Source organism: Mesorhizobium opportunistum WSM2075 (assembly GCF_000176035.2).
In the GTDB taxonomy this organism is placed as follows: Bacteria; Pseudomonadota; Alphaproteobacteria; order Rhizobiales; family Rhizobiaceae; genus Mesorhizobium; species Mesorhizobium opportunistum.
Genome location: NC_015675.1, coordinates 1,398,240 through 1,423,691, shown reverse-complemented (window position 1 = coordinate 1,423,691; position 25,452 = coordinate 1,398,240). Strand labels below are relative to the sequence as shown.

Below are 25,452 nucleotides of genomic sequence, written 5' to 3'. Positions count from 1 at the left end.
CGGAGGCTTTTTGCCTCCGCCAATTGATGCTTGTCGGCCTGCCGGCCTCTCACGCTAAAATCACTTTGATGTTCCGCCGCCCGGGACTAGGATCGGGCGATGCGGATTCTTTTTGCATTCTTGACAGCTTTGCTCGTCTCCGGCGCCCTGCCGGCCAGCGCGGATGATCAGGCGGCTCCGCCGTCAGCCCCGAATGCACCGGCCGCGCCGGTGACGAAGCAGGACCGGCTCGACAAGCTGTTCACCGACCTGAAGCGCGAGCGCAACGAAAAGGCGGCCGAACGCATCGCCGGCAACATCTGGAACGAATGGTCCCAGTCGGGCAGCGCCTCGATCGACCTGATGATGCAGTGGTCGCAAAAGGCGATCGAGAACCAGAAGTTCGACGTCGCCCTCGATTTCCTCGATCAGGTGGTGACCTTGCAGCCGAGCTACGCCGAAGGCTGGAACCGGCGCGCCACTGTGCATTTCATGATGAAGAACTACGGCAAGTCGATGTCCGACATCGACCGCGCGCTGCAGCTCGAGCCGCGCCATTTCGGCGCGCTGTCCGGTCTGGCGCAAATCATGGCGCTGACCGGCCACAAGCAGTCGGCGCTCGAGGCCTGGCAGAAGGTGCTGGTCATCTACCCGATGATGCGCAGCGCCCAGGACCAGGTCGCGACGCTTTCCGAAGAGCTTGCCGGAGAAGGGATTTGAACTGGGCACTAGGGAATAGGCACTAGGCGCTTGAGCTTCCCCTACGGCCTAATTCCTACTGCCTATTCCTGTTCCAGAACTTATCCCCCTCCACCCCCGTATATCCCTGAATGAACCTGATCTCCGCCGCACTCGCCTTCCTGATGGCGCTTGTCTTTGGCCTCGTCGGCGTCACCCGCGTCGGCTCATGGCTGATCGAGCGCCGCAATCCGCCGATCGGTGAATTCGCCGACATCAATGGCGCGCGCATCCACTATGTCCACATCCCGGCGCCCGCCAATGCGGACCTGCCGCCGATCGTCTTCATCCATGGCGCCAGCGCCAATCTCCGGGATCAGATGCTGCCGCTGCGGCCACCGCTCGAAGGACGCGCCGAAATGCTGTTCTTCGATCGGCCGGGGCACGGCTGGTCGGGGCGCGGCCCCGGCAACAATGAGGATCCGTCGGCTCAGGCAAGAACGCTGGCCGCACTCATGGATCATCTCGGCATCCGCAAGGCGATTATCGTCGGCCATTCCTTCGGCGGAGCCATAACCGCCGCCTTTGGCCGCGAACACGCCGACAAGACGCTCGGCCTAGTCTTCCTCGCGCCCGCGACCCATCCCTGGCCGGGCGGCGCGACTTCCTGGTACTACGACCTGACCACCCTCCCGGTGATCGGCCGGCTGTTCTCGGAAACGCTGGCCTATCCCGCCGGAACGCTGCAGATGGCCGATGCCACCACCTGCGTGTTCTCGCCCAACAAGGTGCCGGACAATTATCCCGGCATTGCCTCGATCCCGCTGGTGCTGCGGCCGGCGGCCTTTCGCGCCAACGCCACCGACGTCGCCGGGCTCTATCGCTATGCGCTCGGCGCGGCACCGCACTACAACGCGATCACGGCGCCGACCGTGATCATCTCCGGCGACCGCGACAAAGTCGTCTATGCGCATATCCATTCCGTCGGCCTGGCGCGCGACATATCGGGCGCTGAGCTGATCTGGGTGCGCAATCTCGGCCACAAGCCCGACTGGATCGCCGCCGATCTCGTGGTTGGCGCCATCGAGAAGTTTGCCGGCAAGACCGTCGATCTGGAGGCTATGGCCAAGGTGGTGGAAGCACGGATTGCAGGCGATACATACGGTGCCGGCAAGTGCGCCGACATCAAGGAACCTGAAGCCGAGCTGGCACCGACCTGATGCGCGTCCCCAGAAAACGGTCATCGCAAGGCGCCATCAGGACCCGAGCGGCATGTACGTCCTGAAGCACGGCATAAAGAGAGACCCCGAAAAGCGATGGGCGCTGCCGGATCGCATCTTCTTCGGTCATGGCGCATGCGCCATTCTCGCCGGCACCTTCCTCAAGCATCCCCCTCTGGGGGGATTTTACGCAGAGCGGATCATTCCAGGCGAAGGTTTTTCGGGAAACCATATCTATGTGACGAACGGCATCGTCGCTTTCGACTACCACGGCTACTCCAGCCGTGAGCGGCTCCTGGTACACCACAGCAAAGGATGGGCCTCGCACAGTGCGGGATGGCATTGCACGATCGAGAAGGTCGATTTCGATCTGCTCGATACGGCCGAACTCAACCGGCGAAAGATACTGGGCCCGGATCAGTACCTGCACGACCCTATTCCTCGCGCATACCGGTTTCTTCAGCGCAGAGATCACGCTGAAGCCGCGGCACGAGCACTCAGAATTGCGACAGGCTGAAGCCCCGCTTTACCGGCCGGCAGTTTCCGATCCGACATAGGCGATGCGCAGCATGTTGGTCGATCCGGGCGTCCTCAGCGGCACGCCGGCCGTGATGATGACGCGGTCGCCAGGCTTGCCGAATTCCTCTTCGAGCGCGATGCGGCAGGCACGGTTGACCATGTCGTCGAGGTCGGTGGCATCGGGCGAGACGACGCAATGCGTGCCCCACAACAGCGACAGCCGCCTGGCGGTGTTGAGAATCGGCGACAACGCGATGATCGGTACCTGCGGCCGTTCGCGCGCAGCGCGCAGGCCAGTGGTGCCAGATGCGGTGTAGGTGATGATCGCCGACAGCTTCAGCGTTTCGGCGATTTCGCGCGCGGCCAGCGAAATGGCGTCGGCACCGGTCGCTTCGGGCTCGGAGCGCTGCGCGTTGATGATGCCGGCATAGGTCGGATCGGTTTCGACCTTGGCGGCGATGCGGTTCATCATCGCCACCGCTTCGACGGGATAGGCACCCGCCGCCGATTCGGCCGACAGCATGATGGCGTCGGCGCCTTCGAACACAGCGATCGAGACGTCGGACACCTCGGCGCGGGTCGGCACGGGCGCGGTGATCATCGATTCCAGCATCTGCGTGGCCACCACCACCGGCTTGCCGGCGCGGCGCGCGGCGCGCGTGATCTGCTTCTGGATGCCAGGCACGGCCTCGAGTGGCATCTCGACGCCGAGATCGCCACGGGCGACCATCAGCGCGTCGGACAATTCGATGATCTCGGCCAGCCGGGCAACGGCTTGCGGCTTTTCGATCTTGGCCATGATCAGCGCCCGGCCGCGTGCGATCTTGCGCGCCTCGGCCAGATCCTCGGGCCGCTGCACGAAGGACAGCGCAACCCAGTCGACGCCCGTGGCGAGCACCGCGTCGAGATCCTTGCGGTCCTTTTCGGTCAGCGCGCCGACCGGCAGGTCGGTATCAGGCAGGCTGACGCCCTTCTTGTCGGAAATCGTGGTGCCGGCAACGACGGTGCAGACAATCGACTTGCCGTTGCTCTTCACCGCCTTCAGTTCGAGCTTGCCGTCGTCGATCAGCAGGCGATGGCCTGGTTCAACCGAGCTCAGGATTTCCGGATGCGGCAGATAGACCCTGGCCGACGTACCCGGCTCTGGATTGTCGTCGAGCGTAAAGGTCTGGCCCAGCGTCAGCACTTCCTTGCCATTGGCGAACTTGCCGACGCGCAGCTTCGGCCCTTGCAGGTCGGCGAGGATGCCGATCGGCCGGCCGACCTGTTCCTCGACGGCCCGGATGCGGCCGACCAGCGTGCGCATCAGTTCGTGATCGGTATGGCTCATGTTGATGCGGAAGACATCCGCGCCGGCCTCGAACAGCTTCTTCAGCATCTCCTCGGAAGAGGAGGCCGGACCGATGGTGGCTAGGATCTTGACCTTGCGGCTGCGTCTCATTGACTATTTGTTCCCGGGGCGGCTGGAGCGCCTCCCGTTGCGGGCTCATCGGTCAGCTGGACCATCCAGCTTGCCTGTTCGCCCGTGTCATATTCCTGGAATCCGGCGCGTTGGAAGCCCCGGGCGACGCAGTCGTTTACGCCGGCGATCTTGAACTCTTTTTCAGCCACGCACATGTTGATCGGGCCGTCCCAGCGTCCGCCACGCTCGGCGTCTTCTGCATAAAGATAGTAAAACCTTGATGACAGCGGCCCTTCGATCAACGTCTTGCAGCTCGATCCTTCGATGTGCCACCAGCCTTCGGTGATCCAGCCGGCCTTGGCGCGATAGCCGATGCCGACGCCGACCAGGTTCTGCGTGGCGTTGCAGACACGGAAATCGGCGCGCGCCGGCGAGGCCATGACCATTGCCGACATGCCGACGGTCAGGGTCAGGAGCGGCATGGCAAAGGCAGAGCGCATGCGCTGCCTGCCGGCGGAACCCATTCCAAAACCCCTCAAGAACCACATCAGCATCTCTCTGCGCCCCTTTTCGGAAAAGTCCGGGCGCATGTCAACGCACCGTTTTGTTCAATTCCAATCGATTTAGAAAGGCTCCGGCGCACAATTCGCCGACTTCCGCCAGATTTCCCGGGAAACCTTGGCCAAACAACGGCATTGCGCAAGCGTCGCCTTCGTGGAATGACGATAGCACCCTCCCTGGAAGCCAGCGAACAGACCATTTTCCGCCAATGACCCGATCCACAGTTTTCGCGCCTTTCGACATTGTCGAGGGCGATCGCAAGCGAGGCATCGTGCTCCTGGCCGATCATGCCCGCCGCGACCTGCCCGACGAGTATGGCAGCCTCGGCCTGCCCCCGGCGGAGTTCGACCGCCATATCGCCTACGATATCGGTGTCGAAGCGGTGACGCGCGAACTCGCCGCCTTGCTCGACGTCCCGGCGGTGCTCGCCAATTTCTCGCGGCTGCTGATCGATCCCAATCGCGGTGAGGACGACCCGACGCTCATCCGCCAGCTCTACGACGGCACGGTGGTGCCCGGGAACTATCCGCTCGCGCCTGAGGAGCGTGAAAGGCGGCTCGACCGCTTTTACCGGCCCTATCACGACGCGGTCGGCGCCATGATCGCTTCGGTTGCGCAAGCGTCCGGTCAGGCACCTTTCATTTTCTCCGTGCATTCCTTCACGCCGGTCATGCAGGGCAGGCAGCGTCCGTGGCATGTCGGGATCCTCTGGGATCGGGACGACCGGGTGGCGCGGCCGCTGATCGACATGCTGGCCGAGGACGAGGGTCTCGTGGTTGGCGACAATGAACCCTATGACGGCGCGCTGCGCGGCGACACCATGTTCAGGCATGCCATCGTCAATGGCTATGCCCACGCGCTGATCGAAATCCGCCAGGACCTGATATCGGATCAGAAGAGCGCCATCGCCTGGGCCGAACGCCTGGCGCCGATCGTTGACGCCATCGACCGCCGTCCCGATATACATGCGGTAAAGATGTTCGGCTCGCGCACCGGGCCGCTATGGCGGAGGTTTCGATGACCAAACTCAGCGACGAGCAGAAACGCGACTTCGAAGCCGCAGCCTTTCGCCGGCTGGTCGAGCATCTCAGGGAGCGCAGCGACGTGCAGAACATCGACCTGATGAACCTCGCCGGCTTCTGCCGCAACTGCCTGTCGAACTGGTATCGCGAGGCGGCAAACGCCGAAGGCGTCGATCTCGACAAGGACCAGTCGCGCGAGATCGTCTACGGCATGCCCTATGCGCAATGGCAGGCGCTTCACCAGACCGAAGCTTCCGAAGCCAAGAAGGCCGAATTCGAGGCAAGGCGGCCCACGGATCATTAGAGCAATCCACGTTCTTCATCGATAATGCTACGCGCCTTCGTCATCCTCGGGTCTGCGCCGCGTCGCTTCGGCCCTTGCTCCGCCCGTGGATGACGAAGAGAGAAGCGTTTTCGCTAATCTCCAACGCGGATAAGTCCGCTACGAACGATACCGACCTTATTTGCGTCTTTGGTCCAAGCACTTCCGGGCAACCGACGCTTGACTGCAAATTGAATCGATCTAATTTCCCGCGCAAAGTCCAATTCTCGACCGGATTCGCCGTATGAATGCGTCAACCGCCATGCAGACTGCCATTCGCGGACGGTGGGCCGTTGCGGCCATTTTTCTGGCCAACGGCTTCCTGACCGGCAGTTGGGCGCCGCAGATCCCGGTGTTCCTGACCCGGCTGGATATCTCGAAGTTCACGCTCGGCCTTTTGATCCTGCTGTTTGGCGCCGGTGCGGTCACGGCCATGACCTGGTGCGGCCACCTGATCTCGAAACATGGTTCGCGCACCGTGCTGCGCTGGTTCGGTCTTTGCGGCAGCCTTGGCTTGCTGGTCGTGGCGCTGGCGCCCAACGTGCCGCTGGCGGCGATCGCCATGTTCATCTTCGGCGGCTCGATCGGCGGCATGGATGTCGCCATGAACGCCAATCCCGTGGTGGTGGAGCGAAAATTGTCGCGCGCGATCATGTCGTCCTCGCATGGCTTCTGGAGCCTCGGCGGTTTCGCCGGCGGCGCCCTTGGTGGCTTCGCCATCCAGAACTATGGCCATCTCGCCCATGCCGCGGTGGTGACCGCACTCGCTTTCGCGGTGATCGCGTTGGCGGTCGGCCATCTCATTGCCGAGGGCAAGCCGGAAGCGGCCGAGCATCACAAATTCGCCCTGCCAGCGAACCCGCTGGTCTATCTGGTCGGGCTGATGGCGCTGCTGACGATGGTCTCCGAGGGCGCGGTGCTCGACTGGGCAGCGCTTTACCTCAGGCAGGAACTCGGCGCCGACCTTGCCATCGCCGGCCTCGCCTATGCCGCCTTTTCCGGCGTCATGGCCATCATGCGCTTCTTCGGCGATGGCGTGCGCAATCGTTTCGGAGCCGTGACGACCCTGCGCGGCTCAGCTGTCATTGCTGCTGCCGGCATGCTGATCGCCGGCCTGTCGCCCTCACCCTGGCTCGCCATCGCGGCCTTTGCCCTTTGCGGCTTCGGCATCGCCAATATGGTGCCGATCATCTTTTCGGCCGGCGGCAACCAGGAAGGCATGTCGTCCGGCACCGGCATGAGTGTCGTCACCACCATGGGCTATTCCGGCATCCTCGTGGCGCCATCGGCGATCGGCTTCGTCGCCGAGCATTCCAGCTTCGGCCCGATCTTCGTTGCCATGTCGGGTCTGCTGATCGTCGTGCTGCTGATGGCAGGCCTCGCTCACCGCGCCGAATTCGCGCCCGCGCCGGCCGAATAGCGTTTCAGTTCCTCATGGAGAAAATCCGCCACGCGGCGGATGCGCACGCTGGTGCGCACGTCGCGATGCATGGCCAGCCAGACCGGCAAAGCGGGTAGCGGCAGGCCGGGCAGTACCTTCTCCACCAGCGGGTCACGCTCGGCCAGCGGCTCTTGGCCGAGGCCAATGCCATTTCCCGCCCGCACCGCTTCCCACAGAACCATCTGGTTGTCGGCCCTGAAGCGGAAACTGTTCCGCGTGACGGGGATGCCGGCCTGCACAAAGCCTCGGATCATCTCGTCGCTGCGGTCGAAGCCGATCAGGGCGTGATCGACGAGGTCGCCCGGCTCCAGGGGGCGACCGCGCCTGTCGAGATAGGAAATGGCCGCGCAGGCGCAGAGGGGGATGTCGCAGACCTTGCGCGCCACCAGTTCGTTCTGCGCTGGCTTGACCATGCGGATGGCGATGTCCGCGTCCCTGCGCAACAGGTTCTCGACCTGGTTCGAGGCAACGATTTCGACCTCGATGCCGGGCTCCTCGATGTCGAGCCGTGCCATCATCTGCGGCAGCACATAGGCAGCCACCACCTCGCTGGCGGCAATGCGCACCGTGCCTTCGATGGCCTCGACCGAGCCCTGCGCCAAGAGTGAGAAGGCACTTGCCTGCTCGCTGACCGTCTTGCCACGCTCGAACAGTGTGGCCCCGGCTTCCGTCAGCGCATAGCCGCTTCGCCCGCGCCGGAACAGCGTGACACCGAGCGCCTGTTCCAATTCCGAGATGTGGCGGCCAAGCGTCGGCTGGCTTGCCGACAGCTTTCGCGCCGCGGCCGACAGGCTGCCGGTTTCCGCCACCGTGACGAAGCTCTTGATCAGGTTCCAGTCGATGTCAGCCATTCAAGAATGAATATCAGAACTGCATCCATGGTCAATTTCAATTCATCCGTGCGGCAATCATATTCGGCCTGCAAACACCGATACCGACCGCAACAACCCAAACAGGAGTAACTCAAATGACCAAGATCGCAATTCTCGGCGCCAATGGTCGGCTCGGCCGCGTCGTCGCCAAGGCATTTGTCGGTGCGGGCTTCGACGTCCGCGCCGTCACCCGCACCGGCAAGCTGCCGGCCGGACTCAAGGGTGCGACCGCAATTGCCGGCGACGCACTTGACCGCGAGGCCCTCATCCGCGCCACGCAAGGTGTCGACATCATTTTCAACGGCCTCAATCCGATCTACACCGACTGGGGCAAGTGCCTGCCGATGGCCGAGAACGTCATGGCCGCCTGCCATGCCAACGGCGCGCTGCATCTCTTCCCCGGCACCGTCTACAACTACGGCTCGCCGATGCCGGCGGTGATCACCGAGGACACGCCCTTCCACCCGACGACGGAAAAAGGCCGCATCCGCTGCGCCATGGAGGCGCTTTTTCGCAGCGAGGCCGACGCCGGTCGGGTTCGCACCATTGTTCTGCGGGCCGGCGACTTCTTCGGCGGCACCGGCAGCGGCTCGTGGTTCGACCTGATCGTCGCCGCCAAGATCGCCAAGGGCATCTACACCGCGCCCGGCCCGGCCGATCTGGTGCATGAATGGGCCTATCTGCCGGACTTCGCCGTGGGCTTCGTCGCGCTGGTCAAGAATCTCGACAAGCTCGGCTCCTACGAGGCGCTGAACTTTCCCGGCCACGCGGTCACCGACCTGGAGATCAAGGCGGCGGCCGAGAAGGCTGTTGGCCGCCCGCTCAAGACGACCTCGATGCCTTGGTGGGTGCTGCGCGCCGGCAGCCCGTTCGTGGCGATGTGGCGTGAGATTGTCTCGATGTCCTATCTGCGCTTCGAACCGCACCGGTTGGCCTCGACGCGGCTGGAAGGCATCATCGGCGAGATCCCCGCATACGCCGCTCGACCACGCTGTCGCCGAGGCCCTGGAGGACATCGGCATCGCAACGGTCGGAACTTTGGCCAAGACCGCCTGAACGCACCGCCAGGGGCTGCGCGTCATCAGATCCTGCCCATCAGCACAAGTATCAAAACCACCACCAGCACCACGCCAAGAATGCCCGACGGCCCATAACCCCAGGAGCGTGAATGCGGCCATGCCGGCACCGCGCCGATGAGGACAAGGACCAGGATGATAATGACGATGGTGGTGATCGGCATGAGACTTCCCCGCATTTGAACCCATGAGGCTGAGGGACAATGCAAAAGGCCGCCCGGTTGTTCCGGACGGCCTTTTGCACTCAAATCGGAAAGTCGTGCCTATTCGGCGGCTTTCGGGAAGGCGATCGCTGGTTCCGAACCGGCATCCGGTTTTGGCGCATCCGACGAGATCTCGCCCTTGCCGCGCCGGAACAGCCGGCTGAACAAGCTGCGCCGGGCGCCGGGCTTAACCTTGGCGCGGGTGAACACCATCAGCATCGAGGGTGTCACCACCAGTGTCAGCACCGTGGCGAAGGACAGGCCGAAGACGATCGCCGAGGACAACGAAATCCACCATTGCGTCGACGGCGCGTTGATCGTCGTCTCGTGATGGAAGATTTCCAGTCCAAGGCCAAAGGCGATCGGCAGCACGCCGAGAATGGCCGATACCGCCGTCAGCACCACCGGGCGCGCGCGCTCGCGGCAGGTCTGCAGCACGGCCTCCATCTTGTCCCAGCCCTCTTCGCGCAGCCGGTCATAGGTGTCGATCAACACGATGTTGTTGTTCACCACCACGCCGGCCAGAGCGATGACGCCGATGCCCGACATGACGATGCCGAACGTCTCGCCCGTTATCAGCAGCCCGAGGAACACGCCGATCGTCGCCATGACCACGCAGGACAGCACCAGCCAGACGCTGGTGAACTTGTTGAACTGCGCCAACAGCACCAGGAAGATCAGGAAGATCGCGGCGCCGAAGGCCTTGCTGAGGAAGGCGCTGGCTTCGGCGCTGTCCTCGTTCGAGCCGGCCAGCTTCCAGCGGATGCCGCTGCCGAGATCCATGTCGGCGACCGCCTTGGTGACCTCCTGCTGGACAGCCGCGACCTGTTGGCCGGCGGCAACGTTGGCCTGCACCACCACCGTACGCGCGCCGTCGATGCGGTTGAGGATACCGACCGTCGGCTCGGGCTTGCGGATGACGAAGTTCGAGATCGGCACCGAGCCCTGCGAGGTCTGCACACGAAGTTCGTCGAGCGTCGACAGTGTGCGCCGGTCTTCGGGCAGGCGCAGTCTGATATCGACGGCATCATCAGCGCCGGCCGGCCGGTATTCCGAGAGCTTCAGCCCGTTGGTTACCAGCTGGACGACTGTGCCGACAGCGGTCGGACTGATGCCGTATTGCGCCGCCTTGGCGCGGTCGACCTCGAGCGCCCAGTCCACACCGGGTGGCGGCAGGCCATCGGAAATATCTATGACGCCGGGCACTTTGGCCACGCGCGCCGCAACGGCCCGGGCCTTGTCGTCGAGCCCCTTGGGATCGACAGCCGAAAGCCTGATCTGGATCGGCTTGCCGGTCGGCGGTCCGGCCTCGGGCACGCGAACTTCGACGTCGACGCCTGGAATGCCGGCCATGACGCCGCGCAGATCGTTCAGGATCTGGTTCGCCGATTTGCGCTCGCGCCAGTCGATGAATTCATACTGGATGACGCCGACCACGTCTTCGGGCACATCCTGGCCGCCGCCCTGCGTCTTGCCGACGCGGGTGTAGACGGATTTGATCCCGGGCCAACCAAGCATCCGATTTTCCGCGATCTTCGTCGCGGTATCCATTTCGGCCAGCGAAAGGTTGCCACGGGCGTGCACATAGAGCAGGCCGTAGTCGGGCTCGACACTCGGGAAGAACTCGACGCCTGCGCCGTATTTCGAATAGCCGACGAAGATGCCGGCAAGCAGGACGACGGTGAGCACCATCACGGTGATGGGGAAGCGCACCGCTTGCTTGACGACGGCCATGTACCAGCCATCACGATTGTCGTCCTCGTGATGCTGCGGCGCCTTGGCGAAGATCGCGCCCAGCGTCGGCGCGAAGACCAGCGCGTAGAGCATCGACGCCGACAGCGTGACGATCAGCGTGATCGGCATGTACTTCATGAAATCGCCGATGATGCCGGGCCAGAACAGGAGCGGCGAGAAGGCGGCAATGCGCGTCATCGTCGCCGCGATGACCGGACCGGCCATGCGCTTGGCGGCCAGCGCGAAGGCATCCTGCTTCGGCATGCCCTCGCTCATGCGCCGTTCGGCGAATTCGGTGACGATGATGGCATCGTCGACCAGCATGCCGACGGCCAGGATGAGGCTGAACAGCACGATCATGTTGATCGTGTAGCCCATCATCGCCAGCAACAGGATGCCGATCAGGAAGGACGACGGGATGGCCAGGCCGATGAGCAGCGAGGCACGGCCGGACAGCGCATAGAGGATGACGATGAACACCAGGATCACCGCGATCATCACATGGTTCTGCAGGTCGCCAAGCAGCTGGTTGACGAAGACCGACTTGTCCTGGGTGTAGGTGACGTGCATGCCCTCGGGCATCGTCTTGACGAAACCGTCGGACACCTCCCTCACCTTTGTGAGCGTGTCGATCAGATTGGCGCCGATGCGCTTCTTCACCTCGATGGCGATGGCCGGCTTGCCGTTGAGGCGGGTGATCGTCTCTGCATCGGCGAAGGTCGAGCGGATCGTCGCGATATCCTTGGCCTGCACCACGGCATTGGGACCGGCGACCACCGGCAAAGCCGCAACATCCTCGGGCGTCTCGATCAGCGATGGCACCTTGACCGCGTATTTGCCTTCGGAGCCTTCGATATTGCCGGCGGCGACCAGGCTGTTGGAAGCGCTGACGGCGCCGATCAGCTGGTCGAGCTGCAAGCCATAGGAAGACAGTTTCATCGGATCGATGACGACTTCGACGAGATCGTCGCGCGAGCCCTGCAGCGAGCCTTCGAGAACGCCGGGCACTTCCTCGATACGGTCGCGCAATTCGCGCGCCGCGGCGGTCAGGACGCGTTCGGGCAAATCGCCCGACAGTGTCACGACGAGCACCGGAAATTCGGAAATGTTGACCTCGGTGACGACGGGCTCCTCAGCCGCCTGCGGCAGGTCGGCCTTGCCGTCCTGCACCTTGGAGCGCGTATCCTGCAGCGCCGTCGCAAGGTTGGTCTGCGGCTGGAACTCGACCAGCACGTAGCCGCCGCCCTGGAAGGCGGCCGAGCGCATCTCCTTGAGCCCCTTCAGGCTTTTCAGCTTGCTTTCCATCGGCCGCAGCAGAAGGCGCTCGGAATCTTCAGGCGAAATGCCTTGATAGATCAGGCTGACATACATCATCGGAATCGGAACGTCCGGTTCCGCTTCCTTCGGTGTCGACTGATAGGCGACCCAGCCTGCAATCAGCAGGAAGACCAGGACCGAGATGGTCAGGCGGGCATTGTTGATTGCGAGTCTGACGATATCCATGACATCTGCCTGCTGTTGCTTCGGGAGTGGCGAACGGACTGACGTCGCCGGGCAAGGCCCTGCGCCGGCGTCGCCGCGCTACTGCGTCCCGGCGGTGGCTTCGCCGATCAGCTTGTTGATGGTCGCCTGGTCGGCCTCGACCGGCTTGACCTCATCGCCTTCCTTCACCAATTCCTGGCCGGCGACGATGATGCGCGCATCGGCCGGGATACCGCCGAGCACGAGACCGGTCGGCGTGTCGTCGACCAGGTCGATCGGGAAGAACGCCACCTTGTTGTCCTTGCCGACGGCGCGGATGCCCAGATCGCCCTTGTCACCGAGCGTCACCACCGAACGCGGCAAAAGCACCGCGTCGGTGGGCAGCGCGCTGAGCTGGATTTCCGCCGTCATGCCGGCCGGCACCGAGCCGTCGCCATTGGGGATGGCGACCTCGACACGGAAGGTGCGGGTCGCCGACGACGCATCGCGGCTGATGTAGCGCACGGTGCCTTCGACCGTCTGGCCGCTGACCAGCCGCACATTGGCCTTGTCACCGAGCTTGAGATAGCCCAGGTCGCGCTCGCTGATCTCGCCACGGGCAATCACCGGATCGAGCTTGAGGATGGTCGCCACCTCGCCGCCCTGCATGACCGAACTGCCAAGTTCCACCGGCACCCGGTCGATGACACCGTCGAACGGCGCCTTGACTTCGTTGCGGTCGAGCTCGGCCTGTGCGGTATCCAGCTGCGATTGCGCCAGGGTCAGATTGGAGCGGGCGGTGTCGAGCTGCAGCTTGGGCAAATTGCCGGTCTTCATCAGCCGCAGCGACGCGTCCAGTTCGGCCTGGCGCTGCGCGACAAGCTGCTTGGCATTGTCGCGCATCGAGATCTTTTCCTCGGCGGCCAACATCAGCACCAGATCGCCGGTCTTGACGTGATCGCCTTGCTTGACTGGCAGCTTTTCGATGACGCCAGCGACGCGTGTCGCCAGCACCGCGCGCTTGTCGGCCTCGGTCAGCCCGGAAATGCGGATGGCGCGCGCATAGGTCTTGCGCGGCGGCGTCACCACCGCGACGGTGCGCAACGGCGCCTTCGGCTCGGCTTCAGCCTTCGGCTTGCCAGCGTCCTGCGCCTTGGCGGGCTCGCCCGCCTTCTGGTGGTCGACAGCGGCGCTGCCCACCGACGAGAATTCGCCTGTCGCCATCCAGGCCGCGAAACCAATAAGCACAACAATGGCTGCAAGCTTGTGAAACCTGATTCTCGGCATCGTCGTTTTTTCCACTGCGGGTTCGGCCAGCACCGCGCCCTCATGACGCGGGCGCGTCGCCGATATGGGTGCGCGCCTGACCGTGTTCAAATTGCCGTGATCGGCGAGCGCGCTTCTACATCAAAGTTGCACCGCAATATAGTCGGAAAGTTGCAACGGCATTGCGGAACCGGACAGAGTGTGGCAGCCGCGAAACGGTCCGTGACCTCCTGGTCAGCCCCCGAGGAGCGCCTGCTGCCGGCTCACGATCTGCCCCCACGACCAACCCGAACGACCGACTTGGCATTGCCGGTGGGCGGCGTGGCGTTCTCGAAAAATACAGCTGCCGTCGCGCGCTGGATCGTTGATCCGGACGCTGATTTTCATCGATGAACAAATCATTTCGGCCGACGGCAGGCACCGATGCCCGGCGCCGGAAAATCTAGGCAATGCATTGGAATACTGATGAAATTGCCAGGAATGTTATTCCGATTAAGATTGCCAAAGACCAGTCCGCGGGCATCGAACCTGGCGTCGAAAGTGCCTGTGCGTCCAACACCGGAGGGTGCTGGACCTGCCATTCGTGACGCATCCCCCAACGCCCTGTGCGTGCAGCAATGCCGGTCATTGTCCATGCGACGCGCAACGACGATGCCGACCATTCCGCTCGCCGGTTTCCGGCAATATCGTGCGACAGCGCAAGGCATTGCCGGAAGGTCGGTGGCAGCAGGCGTCAGCATGATGATGCGTTGTTCACACGCATTGGTTGCCGGTACGGGTTGTCGCTCTGTCCGAAATCCATAGATGCCGAAAGCCCTCGCTGATGCAGATCGGCCACTGCTCTTCGGCAACAGACGGGCTCAGGCCCGACGGCGCTCCGCCTCCGGGTTCTTGCGCGCGGCCAGGAATTCCTTCACCCGCCGGCCGGGTGCGGGACCGCGCACCGGCTTGAAACCGTCATCGAGTTCGCCGGAAAGATCGAGCGTCGCCCGTTTGCCGACGGCGTCGTAATTCTCCTCAAGCCAGTCGCTGGCGGCGGTGCGTCCGAGATCGCGCAGATAGGTCAGGAATGCCCATTCGGCATTGACCTTCGATGACGCCGACAGATCCTTGAACGCCTCGTCGGCATCGATGCGATGCATGCGGATGTCGCGATATTCGCCATGCGGCAGCCGGCCGGCGGCGATCAGTTCCTTGACGAAGGCGATCGAGCGGAATTCGCGCAGCAGCCCGGCGTTGAAGGTGATCTCGTCGATGCGGTTCTGGATCTCGTTGGCGCTCCTGGGCGTTCCCTCCCGCACCACTGGATTGATCTGAACCAGAAGCACATCCTCGGTCGCCGCCGTCTTGAAGAACGGATAGAGCGCCGGGTTGCCGCCATAGCCGCCATCCCAGTAGGGCACGCCCTTGATCTCGACGGCACGGAACAGTTGCGGCAGGCAGGCCGACGCCATCACCGTGTCGAGGTCGATCTCGCCATCGGAGAACACCCGCAGCTGCCCGGTCTCGACATTGGTGGCGGAGATGAACAGTTCCATCGACTTGCAGGCATGGACATTCTTGAAATCGATCTCCTGCTGAACCACGTCGCGCAGCGGATTGAGGCCAAGCGGGTTGGCGACATAGGGCGAGAACACCCGCGACATGGTGTCGAAGAAGACATAGCCCGGCGTGTTCTCGATCGACCAGTTGCCCCAGGCGACATCCCATGGCATGCGCTGCACCGGACTGAACCGGCCCTTCGCCGCCACCGCGTGCCAGAAATCATCGAGCTTTTGTCGCGCGCCGTCGACCCCGCCGCGCACAAATCCGTCGGCCAGTGCCACCGCGTTCATGGCCCCGGCGCTGGTGCCGGACACGGCCGAAATCTCCAACCGTCCGTCCTCCAGCAGCCGGTCGAGCACGCCCCAGGAAAAGGCGCCATGCGAGCCGCCTCCCTGAAGGGCGATGTTGATCTTCTTCTTTTCCTCCGCCTTGCCGTTCTTCGTCATGGCGTTCCTGTCACCTCGGTGCCCGACCCATCCGGTCCGGGAATCGGAGCGGCAGGGTCACGGCAGGCTATGTTGCGGTGCAGCATATAAGGGCGGACCAAGGCAAGAACACGAACACGGTCGCGTGATCACATGAAATTTCGGTCATGGGCAAAGCCTCTCCGCCTTGAGACGAAGAGGCTTTGTTCCGTCGAGGCCGGCTTGCAGTGTCAGGCGACGAGGTCCGGCACCGGCCCGACATAGCGCGATTGCGGTCGGATCAGCCGGCCGGTCGTTTGCTGCTCACGCGCATGCGCGATCCAGCCAGCGACACGCCCGGCCGCGAAGACATTGCTGAAGGCTTGGGCGGGGAAACCCGCCGCCTCCAGCACGAGCGCGGTGTAGAACTCGACATTGGTCTGCAGCGAGCGCTGCGGCTTGGCGAGCCGAAGCACATCGAGTGCCGTTTGCTCGACCTTTTCGGCGAAGGCCAGCCGGCGGCCGGTCTCGCCCTCGCCGCCAATCTGCCGCACGACGGCCTTCAGCACGTCGGCGCGCGGATCGCGCACGCGGTAGATGCGATGGCCGAACCCCATGATCCGCCTATCATGCGCGATCTCGTCGCGCAGCCAGCCGGCCGCGTCGCCATGCGCCTGGATGGCATCGAGCATCTCGATCACCGGGCCGGGCGCGCCGCCATGCAGCGGTCCCTTGAGCGCGCCGAGGCCGGCCAGCACCGATGAGGTCAGCCCAGCCAGTGTCGAGGCGACGACGCGGGTGGCGAAGGTGGAGGCATTGAGGCCGTGGTCGCAGACCGTCACCAGATAGGTATCCAGCGCCTTTGCCAATGTCGGCGGCGGGGCGGAACCTCTGAGCATCCTCAACATGTCGGCGGCATGGTCGGCCTTGCCGTCCGGCGCAACCGGCTGCTCGCCGCGCTGCAGGCGCAGCAAGGCCGGCGTCAGCACCGCTGGCGCCGCGATCAGCCGCAGGGCATCCGCCAGCGTTTCGCCGTCCGGTAATAAGGCCATTCCGGCGCGCATGGCACTGTAGACGTCGAGCGGCGCCAGCAGCACCAGCGAAGGCTGGAGCCGATCGAACACCTCGACGCGTGCCTCGCCCAGGCTCGCCGCCAGTTCGGCATCGCCGGGCAGGTCGTCGAAGAAACCGTCCAGCAGCAGGCGGACCACCTGCGGATAGGTCCATCGTCCCGCCAATTCCGGCAAGGAATGGCCGCGGATCGTCAGGCGGCCGCCCAGGCCATCCACGTCCGACAGGATTGTTTCGGCCGCCACCACGTCATCGAGCCCATTCGCCATAGCTGTCTCCTTGAAGCTTTTGCGCATGGGAGATAAGGATGGGCGACACAGGCATCAATCTTGATCAACAGAATCAATATCAGGTTCACATGTCCGAATGGTTGTCACGGGAAGAGGCGCTGGAACGGCTCAAGGTGCGGCCGCAGACGCTCTACGCCTATGTCAGCCGCGGGCGCATCGGCATGCGGCCCGACCGTGCCGATCCGCGCCGCAGCCAGTACCGCGCCGACGATGTGGCGGCGCTGGCGACGCGAAGGGCGCGCGGACGCAGCCCCTCGGCCATCGCCGAAAGCGCCATCGCCTGGGGCGAGCCGTCGATCGCAACGTCGATCTCGACCGTTTGGCACGGCAGGCTCGTCTATCGGGGACGGGACGCCGTTGCGCTCTGCGAACATGCCACGCTGGAGGAAACCGCCGCCCTGCTTTGGGCCCGGCCAGAACCGGTGAGTTTCGAAGCGCAGGCGTCGGATGCCTCCGGCCAGCTTGGCCAGGCCCCGGCCTTCGCGCACCTTGCCACGCTTGCCGGCCAGGGGCGGCCCTCGCTTGGACGCAGTGCCGCCTCGCTCTGCGCCGATGCCGCGCGCGCTATCGGCGTGCTGGCCAGCGCCATCGGTGCCTCGCCGGGATCCGACCCGGTGCATCGGCGATTGGCCCGGGGCTGGTCGGTGGATGATGGCGGTGCGGAAGCAATCCGGCGCGCCCTTGTGCTGCTCGCCGACCACGAACTCAACGCATCGACCTTTGCAGCCCGCGTCGCGGCCTCGACCGGAGCCTCGCCTGCTGCTTGCCTGCTGGCGGGCCTGGCAACGCTTTCCGGCCCCCGGCACGGTGGCGCCAGCGAAGCGGTGATGCAACTCGCCGACGATGCGGCACGGCACGGCGCCGATGCCACGATCCGGCGCTGGCTCGGCCACGACCGGCCGCTGCCGGGCTTCGGCCATCAGCTTTATCCCGAGGGCGATCCTCGCGCCACAGCACTCTTGGCGGCCATCGACGACACAGACGAGACATTGCGATCGCTGGAAACCGCCGCCATGGCCGCGACCGGCGCTCCAGCGAATATCGATTTTGCCCTGGCCGTGCTGACGCGCAGCCTTGGCTTGCCCCGCGACGCACCGTTCCATTTGTTCGCGCTCGGACGCAGCGTCGGCTGGGCCGCGCATGTGGTCGAACAGATCGTGAGCGGCAGCATCATCAGGCCGCGCGGCCGCTATGAGGGATTGCTGCCGTAGATTGCGTGAATGACAGCGCTCACGACATCGTGTCGAGCTTGCGCTGCATGGCCGCGATCTGGTCCTTGAGCTGCTGCAGGTCGTCGGGCTTCTCCGGCGCTTCCTTCCTGGCCGGCTCGGCGGGAGCCGCGGCAGGCGCCGAGCCCGCAGGCGGGAACGGCGTGAACAGCCGCATCGCGTTCTGGAACATTTCCATGTTGCGGCGCGTCTGTTCTTCCAGCGCCTTGATCGGCGTCGCCATCTTCATCACGTCGAGCGGCGACTTGCCGATGGCGCCTTTCATCTGCTCGCGGAAGCGCTCCTGCTCCTTGGAAAAGGCGATCATCGACTGTTCGAGGAAGCTCGGCACGATCATCTGCATCTGGTCGCCATAGAAGGCGATCAGCTGGCGCAGGAACGGGATCGGCAGCATATTCTGCCCGTCCTTGTTCTCCAGTTCGAAGATGATCTGGGTCAGCACCGGATGCGTGATGTCGTCGCCGGTCTTGGCGTCCTGGACGGTGAACTCCTCGCCCTTCTTGACCATCTCGGCCAGATCCTCGAGCGTCACATAGGTGCTCGTCCCCGTATTGTAGAGGCGGCGATTGGCGTATTTCTTGATAACAATCGGATCGTCTTTTGCGGCCATCTGCATCCTCCCCGGACACCGGCGCGCCTGAGTAAGCGGCCGGTAACGATTGCGCCTTTTTAAAGGATATGCGCAAAAGCCTCACAATTCCAAGCAGTTTGTGCAGTGCGGGATCATATAATGCTGCATAGCAGGCAAAATATGTTGCGCAGCAGCGCCCGCCCTGCCGGCACGGCGATGCGCGGCCTGCTTGCGGCGCATGGGCGCCATACCCATTTCCGGTTTGACTTGGGGTTGGGAAAGGGCAAGAAAAGTCCTCAACGGCAGAACAACACCCATGAAGTCTGGAGAAGAAAATGTCCGCTTCCATCGTCATTGCCAGCGCCGCGCGGACCGCGGTCGGCTCCTTCAACGGCGCCTTTGCCGCCACCCCGGCGCATGAGCTCGGCGCCGTCGTCGTCAAGGAATTGCTGGCCCGTGCCGGTGTCGAAGCGGCCGAGGTCGACGAGGTCATCCTCGGTCAGGTGCTGACCGCGGCTCAAGGCCAGAATCCCGCCCGCCAGGCCTCGATCATGGCCGGCCTGCCCAAGGAGACCACCGCTTGGGGCCTCAACCAGGTTTGCGGCTCGGGCCTGCGCGCCATCGCGCTCGGCATGCAGCAGATCGCCACCGGCGACGCCAAGGTGATCGTCGCCGGCGGCCAGGAATCGATGTCGATGTCGCCGCACGCCCAGCACCTGCGCGCCGGCGTCAAGATGGGCGACTACAAGATGATCGACACCATGATCAAGGACGGGCTGTGGGATGCCTTCAACGGCTATCACATGGGCAACACCGCCGAGAACGTCGCCCGCCAGTTCCAGATCACCCGTGAAGACCAGGACCATTTCGCGCTCGCCTCGCAGAACAAGGCCGAGGCCGCGCAGAAGGCCGGCAAATTCAAGGACGAGATCGTCGCCTTCACCATCAAGGGCAAGAAGGGCGACACCATTGTCGACCAGGATGAGTATATCCGCCACGGCGCGACGCTCGATGCCATGACCAAGCTGAGACCGGCCTTCGACAAGGACGGCACGGTGACCGCCGCCAACGCGTCCGGCATCAATGACGGAGCCGCCGGAGCGCTGCTGATGAGCGAGGCGGAAGCCGCCAGGCGCGGCATCACCCCGCTGGCGCGCATCGCGTCCTGGGCAACGGCCGGCGTCGATCCGGCGATCATGGGCACCGGACCCATTCCCGCCTCGCGCAAGGCCTTGGAAAAGGCCGGCTGGTCGGTCGGCGATCTCGACCTCGTCGAGGCCAACGAGGCATTTGCCGCGCAGGCCTGCGCCGTCAACAAGGACATGGGCTGGGATCCCTCGATCGTCAACGTCAATGGCGGCGCCATCGCCATCGGCCACCCGATCGGTGCGTCCGGCGCCCGCGTCTTCAACACGCTGGTCTTCGAGATGCGCCGCCGTGGCGCCAAGAAGGGCCTGGCCACCCTGTGCATCGGCGGCGGCATGGGCGTCGCCATGTGCGTGGAAGCGCTCTAAGAAAGAGAAGTGAATAGCGAATAGGGAGCAGCCAATAGGGAAGAATGGCGTCAGCGCGACAGGACATTTGATCCCTACTCGCTATTCGCTACTCCCTATTCGCTCTCCCGACCAAAGGGAGGGAGCGCATGACCAAGGTTGCAATCGTCACGGGGGGATCGCGCGGCATCGGCGCCGCGATTTCGATCGCTCTGAAGGCCGCAGGCTATTCCGTTGCCGCGAACTATGCCGGCAACGACGAGGCGGCGGCGAAGTTCAAGGCCGAGACCGGCATTCCGGTCTACAAATGGTCGGTCGCCGACTATGATGCCTGTGCCGTCGGCATCAGGCAGGTCGAGGCCGATCTCGGCCCGGTCTCGGTGCTGGTCAACAATGCCGGCATCACCCGCGACGCCATGTTCCACAAACTGACGCGCGAGCAGTGGAAAGAGGTCATCGACACCAATCTGTCCGGTGTTTTCAACATGACGCACCCGCTGTGGAGCGGCATGCGCGACCGCAAGTTCGGCCGCGTCATCACCATCTCCTCGATCAATGGCCAGAAGGGCCAGGCCGGTCAGGTCAATTATTCGGCAGCCAAGGCCGGCGACATCGGTTTCAGCAAGGCCCTTGCTCAGGAGGGGGCTCGCGCGGGCATCACCGTCAACGTCATCTGCCCCGGCTATATCGCCACCGAGATGGTCAAGGCGATCGACGAGAAGGTGCTCAACGAGCGCATCATCCCGCAGATCCCCGTCGGCCGCCTCGGCGAACCGGAAGAGATCGCGCGCTGCGTCGTCTTCCTCGCTTCGCAGGATGCCGGCTTCATCACTGGCTCGACGCTCACTGCGAACGGCGGTCAGTATTTCGCCTGAGGCGATGGTTTCAGCGAGACAAGCTGGGACAACGAGAAACTGGGCGGACCGGGAAACCGCTCCGTTTTTTCGTTGATATGCTGATCGCAGCAGAATGCCTCGTTCCAGCGCGATGATCCAATCCGGCACGCAAAGGTTAATGGCCGCAGCGGTATCTGTGCAAAACCGGTCGCCAGACCTGTGGATTCTCGGTGGATAAGCTGTTCACAACACAAGATATTGGGAGAACAAAAGGGGAAAATATCGTTGGCGCTGTTTTGTCGCCGATTCGTTCCGGCTTTGAGCGGAAGTTAACATTAACGGCCTGAAATCTTCTGCAATGCTTTAACGGTCAATTCAGAAAGATTAACAATTTCATAATCTTGGGCGAGGCGGATCGGGCCACCTTCCTCATTTGCCGGCAAAGATTAACGATGGGGGCCACCTAGCATAAAACGGGCCAGTTCAACGATTCAGCATGTGGTGAGACTCATCGTCACAAAATCCATATGTAGCCGTGAACAAAAGCTGAATCTGACGGAGTCAGCGATTCGTCGCTGATTCGTTCCAGACTCGTTCCAACTCTTAATCCGCCACCGATCGGGAGCTTGACAAACGCGCCTTCGAACCGACGGCGGAACATTCCGCTTTCGCTTCGCGCCCGAAATCCCTATGTGTCGCCTGTCATACGCGCCGTCCAGGGCACGCTCCCGACAATGAGAGGCCAGAAAGCCCTATTTCCGAGCCGATGAACATCCAGCCGAAACACACCGAGCCGCTGATCCTGTCGGGCCGCGACGTGACCGCCGTGCTTGGGCCGACCAACACCGGCAAGACCCATCTCGCCATCGAGCGCATGGTGGCGCACGAGACCGGCATCATCGGCCTGCCGCTCCGGCTGCTGGCGCGGGAGGTCTACACCCGCGTTTGCGAAAAGGTCGGAGCCCACAAGGTGGCGCTGATCACCGGCGAGGAGAAGATCCAGCCGAAAGGCGCGAAATATTCCGTCTGCACCGTCGAGGCCATGCCGCGCGAGACCGATGCCGCCTTCGTCGCCATAGATGAGGTGCAACTGGCCGGCGATCTCGAGCGTGGCCACATCTTCACCGATCGCATCCTGCATCTGCGCGGCCGCCAGGAGACATTGCTCTTGGGTGCGGCCACCATGCATGGCATCTTGCAGCGGCTGCTGAAGGGCGTTTCCGTTGTGACCCGGCCGCGGCTGTCGCATCTCGCCTATGCCGGCTCCAAGAAGCTGACCCGGCTGCCGCGTCGCACCGCGATCGTCGCCTTCTCCGCCGATGAGGTCTATGCCATCGCCGAGTTGATCCGCCGCCAGCAGGGTGGTGCCGCCGTCGTGCTCGGCGCGCTGTCGCCGCGCACCCGCAACGCGCAGGTGGCGCTGTTCCAGTCGGGCGATGTCGACTATCTCGTCGCCACCGATGCCATCGGCATGGGTCTCAACCTCGATCTCGACCATGTCGCCTTTGCCCAGAACCGCAAGTTCGACGGCTACCAGTACCGCAATCTGACGGCGGCCGAGCTTGGCCAGATCGCCGGCCGCGCCGGCCGGCATCTGCGCGACGGCACCTTTGGCGTCACCGGCCAGGTCGATCCGCTCGACGAAGAGCTGGTCAAGAAGATCGAGGGCCACGACTTCGATCCGGTGAAGGTGCTGCAGTGGCGCACCGCGCGTTTCGACTTCGCCAGCCTCGACGCGCTGAAGCGCTCGATCGAGACCAACGCTCCGGTCGAGGGTTTGACGCGCGCGCTGCCGGCGGTCGACGCACAGGCGCTCGAATATCTGTCGCGCGACGGCGACATCCGCGCGCTGGCCACCGATGCCAGGCGCGTGGCGCTGCTGTGGGAAGCCTGCGCACTCCCCGACTACCGCAAGATCGCCCCGGCCCAGCATGCCGACCTCATCGCCTCGATCTACATGGACCTTGCCCGGCACGGCCATGTCGACGAGAATTACATGGCCGAGCAGGTGCGCCGCGCCGACACCACCGAGGGCGACATCGACACGCTGTCGCACCGCATTGCCCAGATCCGCACCTGGACATTCGTGTCGAACCGGCCAGGCTGGCTGGCCGATCAGGCACACTGGCAGGAAAAGACGCGCGAAATCGAAGACAGATTGTCGGATGCGCTGCATGAGCGGTTGACGAAACGCTTCGTAGACCGCAGGACTTCCGTCCTCATGCGGCGCCTTAGAGAAAATACCATGCCTGAAGCCGAAATCAGTCCTACCGGAACCGTCCTTGTCGAAGGCCATCATGTCGGCGAGCTGCAAGGGTTCCGCTTCACAGCCGACCAGACGGCCGGCGGCGAAGACGCCAAGGCCGTGCGCACGGCCGCGCAAAAGGCGCTGGCCGCCGAATTCGAGGCACGCGCCGAACGCTTCGGCGCCTGCGCCAATGGCGACCTTGCGCTTGGTTCGGACGGCACGCTGCGCTGGATCGGCGCACCGATCGGCACGCTGGTTTCAGGCGAGGACGCACTGAAGCCGCGCCTGGTGCTGCTGGCCGACGAACAGTTGACCGGCCCGGCGCGCGACAAGGTCGCCGCGCGTGCCGAACGCTTCGTCAATTTCCAGATCGAAACGCTGCTGAAGCCACTGGTCGACCTGAAGAATGCCGACCAGATTTCCGGCATCGGCCGTGGCATCGCCTTCCAGCTCGTCGAGAATTTCGGCCTCATCAACCGCCGCGACATCGCCGAGGAGATGAAGTCGCTCGACCAGGAAGGCCGTGCGGCACTGCGCCGGCTTGGCGTCCGCTTCGGCGCCTACCATGTCTTCGTGCCGGCGCTGATCAAGCCGGCACCGGCTGGACTGGTGACCTTGCTGTGGGCGCTGAAGAACGACGGCAAGGACAAGCCCGGCTTTGGCGACGTGGTCCACGCGCTGGCATCGGGCCGCACCTCGGTGGTCATCGATCCGGCCTTCGACAAGGCCTTCTACAAGCTTGCCGGCTACCGCAATCTTGGCCGCCGTGCCGTGCGCATCGATATTCTGGAGCGGCTGGCCGACCTGATCCGCCCGGCGACCAACTGGAAGCCCGGCCTTGGCCAGCGGCCGGACGGCGCCTATGACGGCCAGTCCTTCATGGTGACGCCGCCGATGATGTCGATCCTCGGCGCCACCGCCGACGACATGGAAGAGATATTGAAGGGCCTCGGCTACCGCGCCGAGCCGAAGCCGGCGGCCGAGGTCAAGGCACGGCTGGAGGCGCAGGACAATGCCGCGCGCGAAGCGGCAGCCGCCAAGCTCGCGGCGGAAGAGGCGGCACGCGCCGAACAGGCCACGGCAGCCGAAGCCGCCGCAACGGATGCTGCCGCCGAAGCCGCGGTCGAAGGTTCCGAGCCGGCTGCCGCCGAGGCGGCGGTCGAAGCTCCGGCCGAAGCCATCGCGGAAACGGCTGTTGAAGCTACAATCGGAACCTCAGCCATTGCGGAAACAGCGTCAGAGCCTGTCACGGAAGAGCAAGTCGCAACTCCCGCAGAAATCGTGGAAGAAACTCCGGCTGTTGCAGAAGTTGTCGCCAACGTCACTGCCACAGAAGGCGCCGACGCCCCCACCTCCCCCTCGATGGGGGAGGTCGCGGCGCGAAGCGACGCGGGTGATGGCGCCGACGATGCACGTCGTGCTGATGAAGCCAGTGACGCAGTTGCTGACGGTACTAACGCGGCCCCCACCCCGGCGCTGCGCGCCGACCCTCCCCACGAGGGGGAGAGTGAGGCCAGTGAGCCCGCCGCCGAAGCCGAAGCGCCCAAGCCGATCCTGCTGTGGCGCCAGGGCCGTTTCGACCAGCGCCCCCGTCACCAGGAGGGCCGCAACAATCGCCAGCGCAACGGCCAGGCGCGCGGCCGAGGCAATACACCGACCGATGCCGTCGGCGTCCAGGCAACGGGCACGCCAGGCGAGCGCCCGGCCCATGAAGGCCGCCGCGACGGCGCCGGCAAGCCGCGCTTCGACCGTTCGAAATTCAAGCCCAAGCCGCAGGGCGAAGGCGAACAGCGCCGCGACGGCCGCCCGCAAGGCGAACGTCCCGAACGCCGTGAAGGCCGGCCCGACTGGAAGGGCGGCAGGCCGGAAGGCAAGGGCGGTCGCCCCGATCAAGGGGGCGCAAAGCCCGTTTTCCAGCCGAAGCCGCGCGAGGAACGCCCGGTCCGCTTCGATCCGGACTCACCCTTCGCCAAGCTCGCCGCCTTGCGCGACCAGCTGAAGAAGTAGGC

At 64.1% G+C, this 25,452-nt stretch carries 20 protein-coding genes and 1 pseudogene; 12 read left to right on the top strand and 9 right to left on the bottom strand.

Features of this window, described 5'->3' with window-relative positions; all coding sequences use genetic code 11:
* Positions 1 to 99: 99 nt before the first annotated feature.
* From MESOP_RS06775 to MESOP_RS06765, 3 genes are all read left to right on the top strand, one after another.
* Positions 100 to 699 carry a tetratricopeptide repeat protein gene (locus tag MESOP_RS06775; RefSeq protein WP_013892584.1) on the top strand — a complete coding sequence of 200 codons (600 nt, stop codon included), beginning with the start codon at positions 100 to 102 and terminating at the stop codon, positions 697 to 699.
* Positions 700 to 809: 110 nt separating this feature from the next.
* Positions 810 to 1,877 carry an alpha/beta fold hydrolase gene (locus tag MESOP_RS06770; protein WP_013892583.1) on the top strand — a complete coding sequence of 356 codons (1,068 nt, stop codon included), beginning with the start codon at positions 810 to 812 and terminating at the stop codon, positions 1,875 to 1,877.
* A gap of 52 nt (positions 1,878 to 1,929) precedes the next feature.
* A complete protein-coding gene (locus tag MESOP_RS06765; RefSeq protein ID WP_013892582.1) occupies positions 1,930 to 2,394 on the top strand; it encodes a hypothetical protein in 465 nt (154 codons plus the stop codon).
* 9 nt (positions 2,395 to 2,403) lie between these two features.
* Here MESOP_RS06765 and pyk read toward each other — a convergent pair whose 3' ends face one another.
* Positions 2,404 to 3,837, bottom strand: a complete 1,434-nt coding sequence (gene pyk, locus MESOP_RS06760; RefSeq protein ID WP_013892581.1) for a pyruvate kinase — start codon at positions 3,835 to 3,837, stop codon at positions 2,404 to 2,406.
* A complete protein-coding gene (locus MESOP_RS06755) occupies positions 3,834 to 4,280 on the bottom strand; it encodes a DUF1036 domain-containing protein (protein ID WP_412033906.1) in 447 nt (148 codons plus the stop codon). The genes pyk and MESOP_RS06755 overlap by 4 nt, the downstream gene beginning before the upstream one ends.
* On the opposite strand from MESOP_RS06755, the gene MESOP_RS35540 reads away from it, so the two are divergent.
* The 4 genes from MESOP_RS35540 to MESOP_RS06740 all read left to right on the top strand — a co-directional run bounded on the left by MESOP_RS35540 (position 4,237) and on the right by MESOP_RS06740 (position 7,123).
* Positions 4,237 to 4,425 carry a hypothetical protein gene (locus tag MESOP_RS35540; protein WP_167313525.1) on the top strand — a complete coding sequence of 63 codons (189 nt, stop codon included), beginning with the start codon at positions 4,237 to 4,239 and terminating at the stop codon, positions 4,423 to 4,425. The two genes, MESOP_RS06755 and MESOP_RS35540, sit on opposite strands and share 44 nt — an antisense overlap.
* 142 nt (positions 4,426 to 4,567) lie before the next feature.
* Positions 4,568 to 5,380, top strand: coding sequence for an N-formylglutamate amidohydrolase (locus MESOP_RS06750; protein WP_013892579.1), 813 nt, complete (start codon positions 4,568 to 4,570; stop codon positions 5,378 to 5,380).
* A complete protein-coding gene (locus MESOP_RS06745) occupies positions 5,377 to 5,685 on the top strand; it encodes a DUF1244 domain-containing protein (protein ID WP_013892578.1) in 309 nt (102 codons plus the stop codon). Before MESOP_RS06750 ends, MESOP_RS06745 begins: the two co-directional genes overlap by 4 nt.
* A gap of 262 nt (positions 5,686 to 5,947) precedes the next feature.
* Complete coding sequence (locus MESOP_RS06740; protein WP_013892577.1) at positions 5,948 to 7,123, top strand: MFS transporter; 1,176 nt, start codon at positions 5,948 to 5,950, stop codon at positions 7,121 to 7,123.
* On the opposite strand, the gene MESOP_RS06735 is transcribed toward MESOP_RS06740, so the two are convergent.
* Positions 7,087 to 7,995 (bottom strand): LysR family transcriptional regulator, encoded by a 909-nt coding sequence (locus MESOP_RS06735; RefSeq protein ID WP_013892576.1) that lies wholly within the window; start codon positions 7,993 to 7,995, stop codon positions 7,087 to 7,089. The genes MESOP_RS06740 and MESOP_RS06735 overlap by 37 nt on opposite strands.
* A gap of 116 nt (positions 7,996 to 8,111) precedes the next feature.
* Here MESOP_RS06735 and MESOP_RS06730 point away from each other — a divergent pair.
* Positions 8,112 to 9,072: pseudogene (locus MESOP_RS06730) on the top strand (SDR family oxidoreductase).
* A 25-nt stretch (positions 9,073 to 9,097) separates the two neighbouring features.
* On the opposite strand, the gene MESOP_RS33405 reads toward MESOP_RS06730, so the two are convergent.
* The 5 genes from MESOP_RS33405 to MESOP_RS06705 form a co-directional block, all read right to left on the bottom strand.
* Complete coding sequence (locus tag MESOP_RS33405) at positions 9,098 to 9,256, bottom strand: DUF3309 family protein (protein WP_023763678.1); 159 nt, start codon at positions 9,254 to 9,256, stop codon at positions 9,098 to 9,100.
* A 99-nt stretch (positions 9,257 to 9,355) separates the two neighbouring features.
* On the bottom strand, positions 9,356 to 12,532 hold the full coding sequence (locus MESOP_RS06720) for an efflux RND transporter permease subunit (protein ID WP_013892574.1): 3,177 nt from the start codon (positions 12,530 to 12,532) through the stop codon (positions 9,356 to 9,358).
* A 78-nt stretch (positions 12,533 to 12,610) separates the two neighbouring features.
* Positions 12,611 to 13,777: an efflux RND transporter periplasmic adaptor subunit gene (locus MESOP_RS06715; protein WP_083833349.1), complete on the bottom strand. Its 1,167-nt coding sequence runs from the start codon at positions 13,775 to 13,777 to the stop codon at positions 12,611 to 12,613.
* Positions 13,778 to 14,616: 839 nt separating this feature from the next.
* Complete coding sequence (locus MESOP_RS06710) at positions 14,617 to 15,747, bottom strand: patatin-like phospholipase family protein (protein ID WP_013892572.1); 1,131 nt, start codon at positions 15,745 to 15,747, stop codon at positions 14,617 to 14,619.
* A 209-nt stretch (positions 15,748 to 15,956) separates the two neighbouring features.
* Complete coding sequence (locus MESOP_RS06705) at positions 15,957 to 17,045, bottom strand: citrate synthase/methylcitrate synthase (RefSeq protein ID WP_013892571.1); 1,089 nt, start codon at positions 17,043 to 17,045, stop codon at positions 15,957 to 15,959.
* Positions 17,046 to 17,134: 89 nt separating this feature from the next.
* Here MESOP_RS06705 and MESOP_RS06700 point away from each other — a divergent pair, with 89 nt between their 5' ends.
* Positions 17,135 to 18,277, top strand: a complete 1,143-nt coding sequence (locus MESOP_RS06700) for a citrate synthase (protein ID WP_041164553.1) — start codon at positions 17,135 to 17,137, stop codon at positions 18,275 to 18,277.
* Between the two features lie 19 nt (positions 18,278 to 18,296).
* Here MESOP_RS06700 and phaR read toward each other — a convergent pair whose 3' ends face one another.
* Entirely contained in the window at positions 18,297 to 18,905 is a 609-nt protein-coding gene (gene phaR / locus MESOP_RS06695) for a polyhydroxyalkanoate synthesis repressor PhaR (protein ID WP_013892569.1), read from the bottom strand.
* Positions 18,906 to 19,201: 296 nt separating this feature from the next.
* Between phaR and MESOP_RS06690 the strand changes: the two genes are divergently transcribed.
* From MESOP_RS06690 to MESOP_RS06680, 3 genes are all read left to right on the top strand, one after another.
* Complete coding sequence (locus MESOP_RS06690) at positions 19,202 to 20,380, top strand: acetyl-CoA C-acetyltransferase (protein ID WP_013892568.1); 1,179 nt, start codon at positions 19,202 to 19,204, stop codon at positions 20,378 to 20,380.
* A gap of 128 nt (positions 20,381 to 20,508) precedes the next feature.
* Complete coding sequence (gene phbB, locus MESOP_RS06685; RefSeq protein ID WP_013892567.1) at positions 20,509 to 21,234, top strand: acetoacetyl-CoA reductase; 726 nt, start codon at positions 20,509 to 20,511, stop codon at positions 21,232 to 21,234.
* A 727-nt stretch (positions 21,235 to 21,961) separates the two neighbouring features.
* A complete protein-coding gene (locus MESOP_RS06680; protein WP_013892566.1) occupies positions 21,962 to 25,450 on the top strand; it encodes a helicase-related protein in 3,489 nt (1,162 codons plus the stop codon).
* Positions 25,451 to 25,452 lie beyond the last annotated feature (2 nt).

Coding starts and splice junctions, on each gene's coding strand:
- MESOP_RS06775 (WP_013892584.1), top strand. CDS start 100: ATGCGGATTCTTTTTGCATTCTTGACAGCTTTGCTCGTCTCCGGCGCC.
- MESOP_RS06770 (WP_013892583.1), top strand. CDS start 810: ATGAACCTGATCTCCGCCGCACTCGCCTTCCTGATGGCGCTTGTCTTT.
- MESOP_RS06765 (WP_013892582.1), top strand. CDS start 1,930: ATGTACGTCCTGAAGCACGGCATAAAGAGAGACCCCGAAAAGCGATGG.
- pyk (WP_013892581.1), bottom strand. CDS start 3,837: ATGAGACGCAGCCGCAAGGTCAAGATCCTAGCCACCATCGGTCCGGCC.
- MESOP_RS35540 (WP_167313525.1), top strand. CDS start 4,237: ATGACCATTGCCGACATGCCGACGGTCAGGGTCAGGAGCGGCATGGCA.
- MESOP_RS06755 (WP_412033906.1), bottom strand. CDS start 4,280: ATGCCGCTCCTGACCCTGACCGTCGGCATGTCGGCAATGGTCATGGCC.
- MESOP_RS06750 (WP_013892579.1), top strand. CDS start 4,568: ATGACCCGATCCACAGTTTTCGCGCCTTTCGACATTGTCGAGGGCGAT.
- MESOP_RS06745 (WP_013892578.1), top strand. CDS start 5,377: ATGACCAAACTCAGCGACGAGCAGAAACGCGACTTCGAAGCCGCAGCC.
- MESOP_RS06740 (WP_013892577.1), top strand. CDS start 5,948: ATGAATGCGTCAACCGCCATGCAGACTGCCATTCGCGGACGGTGGGCC.
- MESOP_RS06735 (WP_013892576.1), bottom strand. CDS start 7,995: ATGGCTGACATCGACTGGAACCTGATCAAGAGCTTCGTCACGGTGGCG.
- MESOP_RS33405 (WP_023763678.1), bottom strand. CDS start 9,256: ATGCCGATCACCACCATCGTCATTATCATCCTGGTCCTTGTCCTCATC.
- MESOP_RS06720 (WP_013892574.1), bottom strand. CDS start 12,532: ATGGATATCGTCAGACTCGCAATCAACAATGCCCGCCTGACCATCTCG.
- MESOP_RS06715 (WP_083833349.1), bottom strand. CDS start 13,777: ATGCCGAGAATCAGGTTTCACAAGCTTGCAGCCATTGTTGTGCTTATT.
- MESOP_RS06710 (WP_013892572.1), bottom strand. CDS start 15,747: ATGACGAAGAACGGCAAGGCGGAGGAAAAGAAGAAGATCAACATCGCC.
- MESOP_RS06705 (WP_013892571.1), bottom strand. CDS start 17,045: ATGGCGAATGGGCTCGATGACGTGGTGGCGGCCGAAACAATCCTGTCG.
- MESOP_RS06700 (WP_041164553.1), top strand. CDS start 17,135: ATGTCCGAATGGTTGTCACGGGAAGAGGCGCTGGAACGGCTCAAGGTG.
- phaR (WP_013892569.1), bottom strand. CDS start 18,905: ATGGCCGCAAAAGACGATCCGATTGTTATCAAGAAATACGCCAATCGC.
- MESOP_RS06690 (WP_013892568.1), top strand. CDS start 19,202: ATGTCCGCTTCCATCGTCATTGCCAGCGCCGCGCGGACCGCGGTCGGC.
- phbB (WP_013892567.1), top strand. CDS start 20,509: ATGACCAAGGTTGCAATCGTCACGGGGGGATCGCGCGGCATCGGCGCC.
- MESOP_RS06680 (WP_013892566.1), top strand. CDS start 21,962: ATGAACATCCAGCCGAAACACACCGAGCCGCTGATCCTGTCGGGCCGC.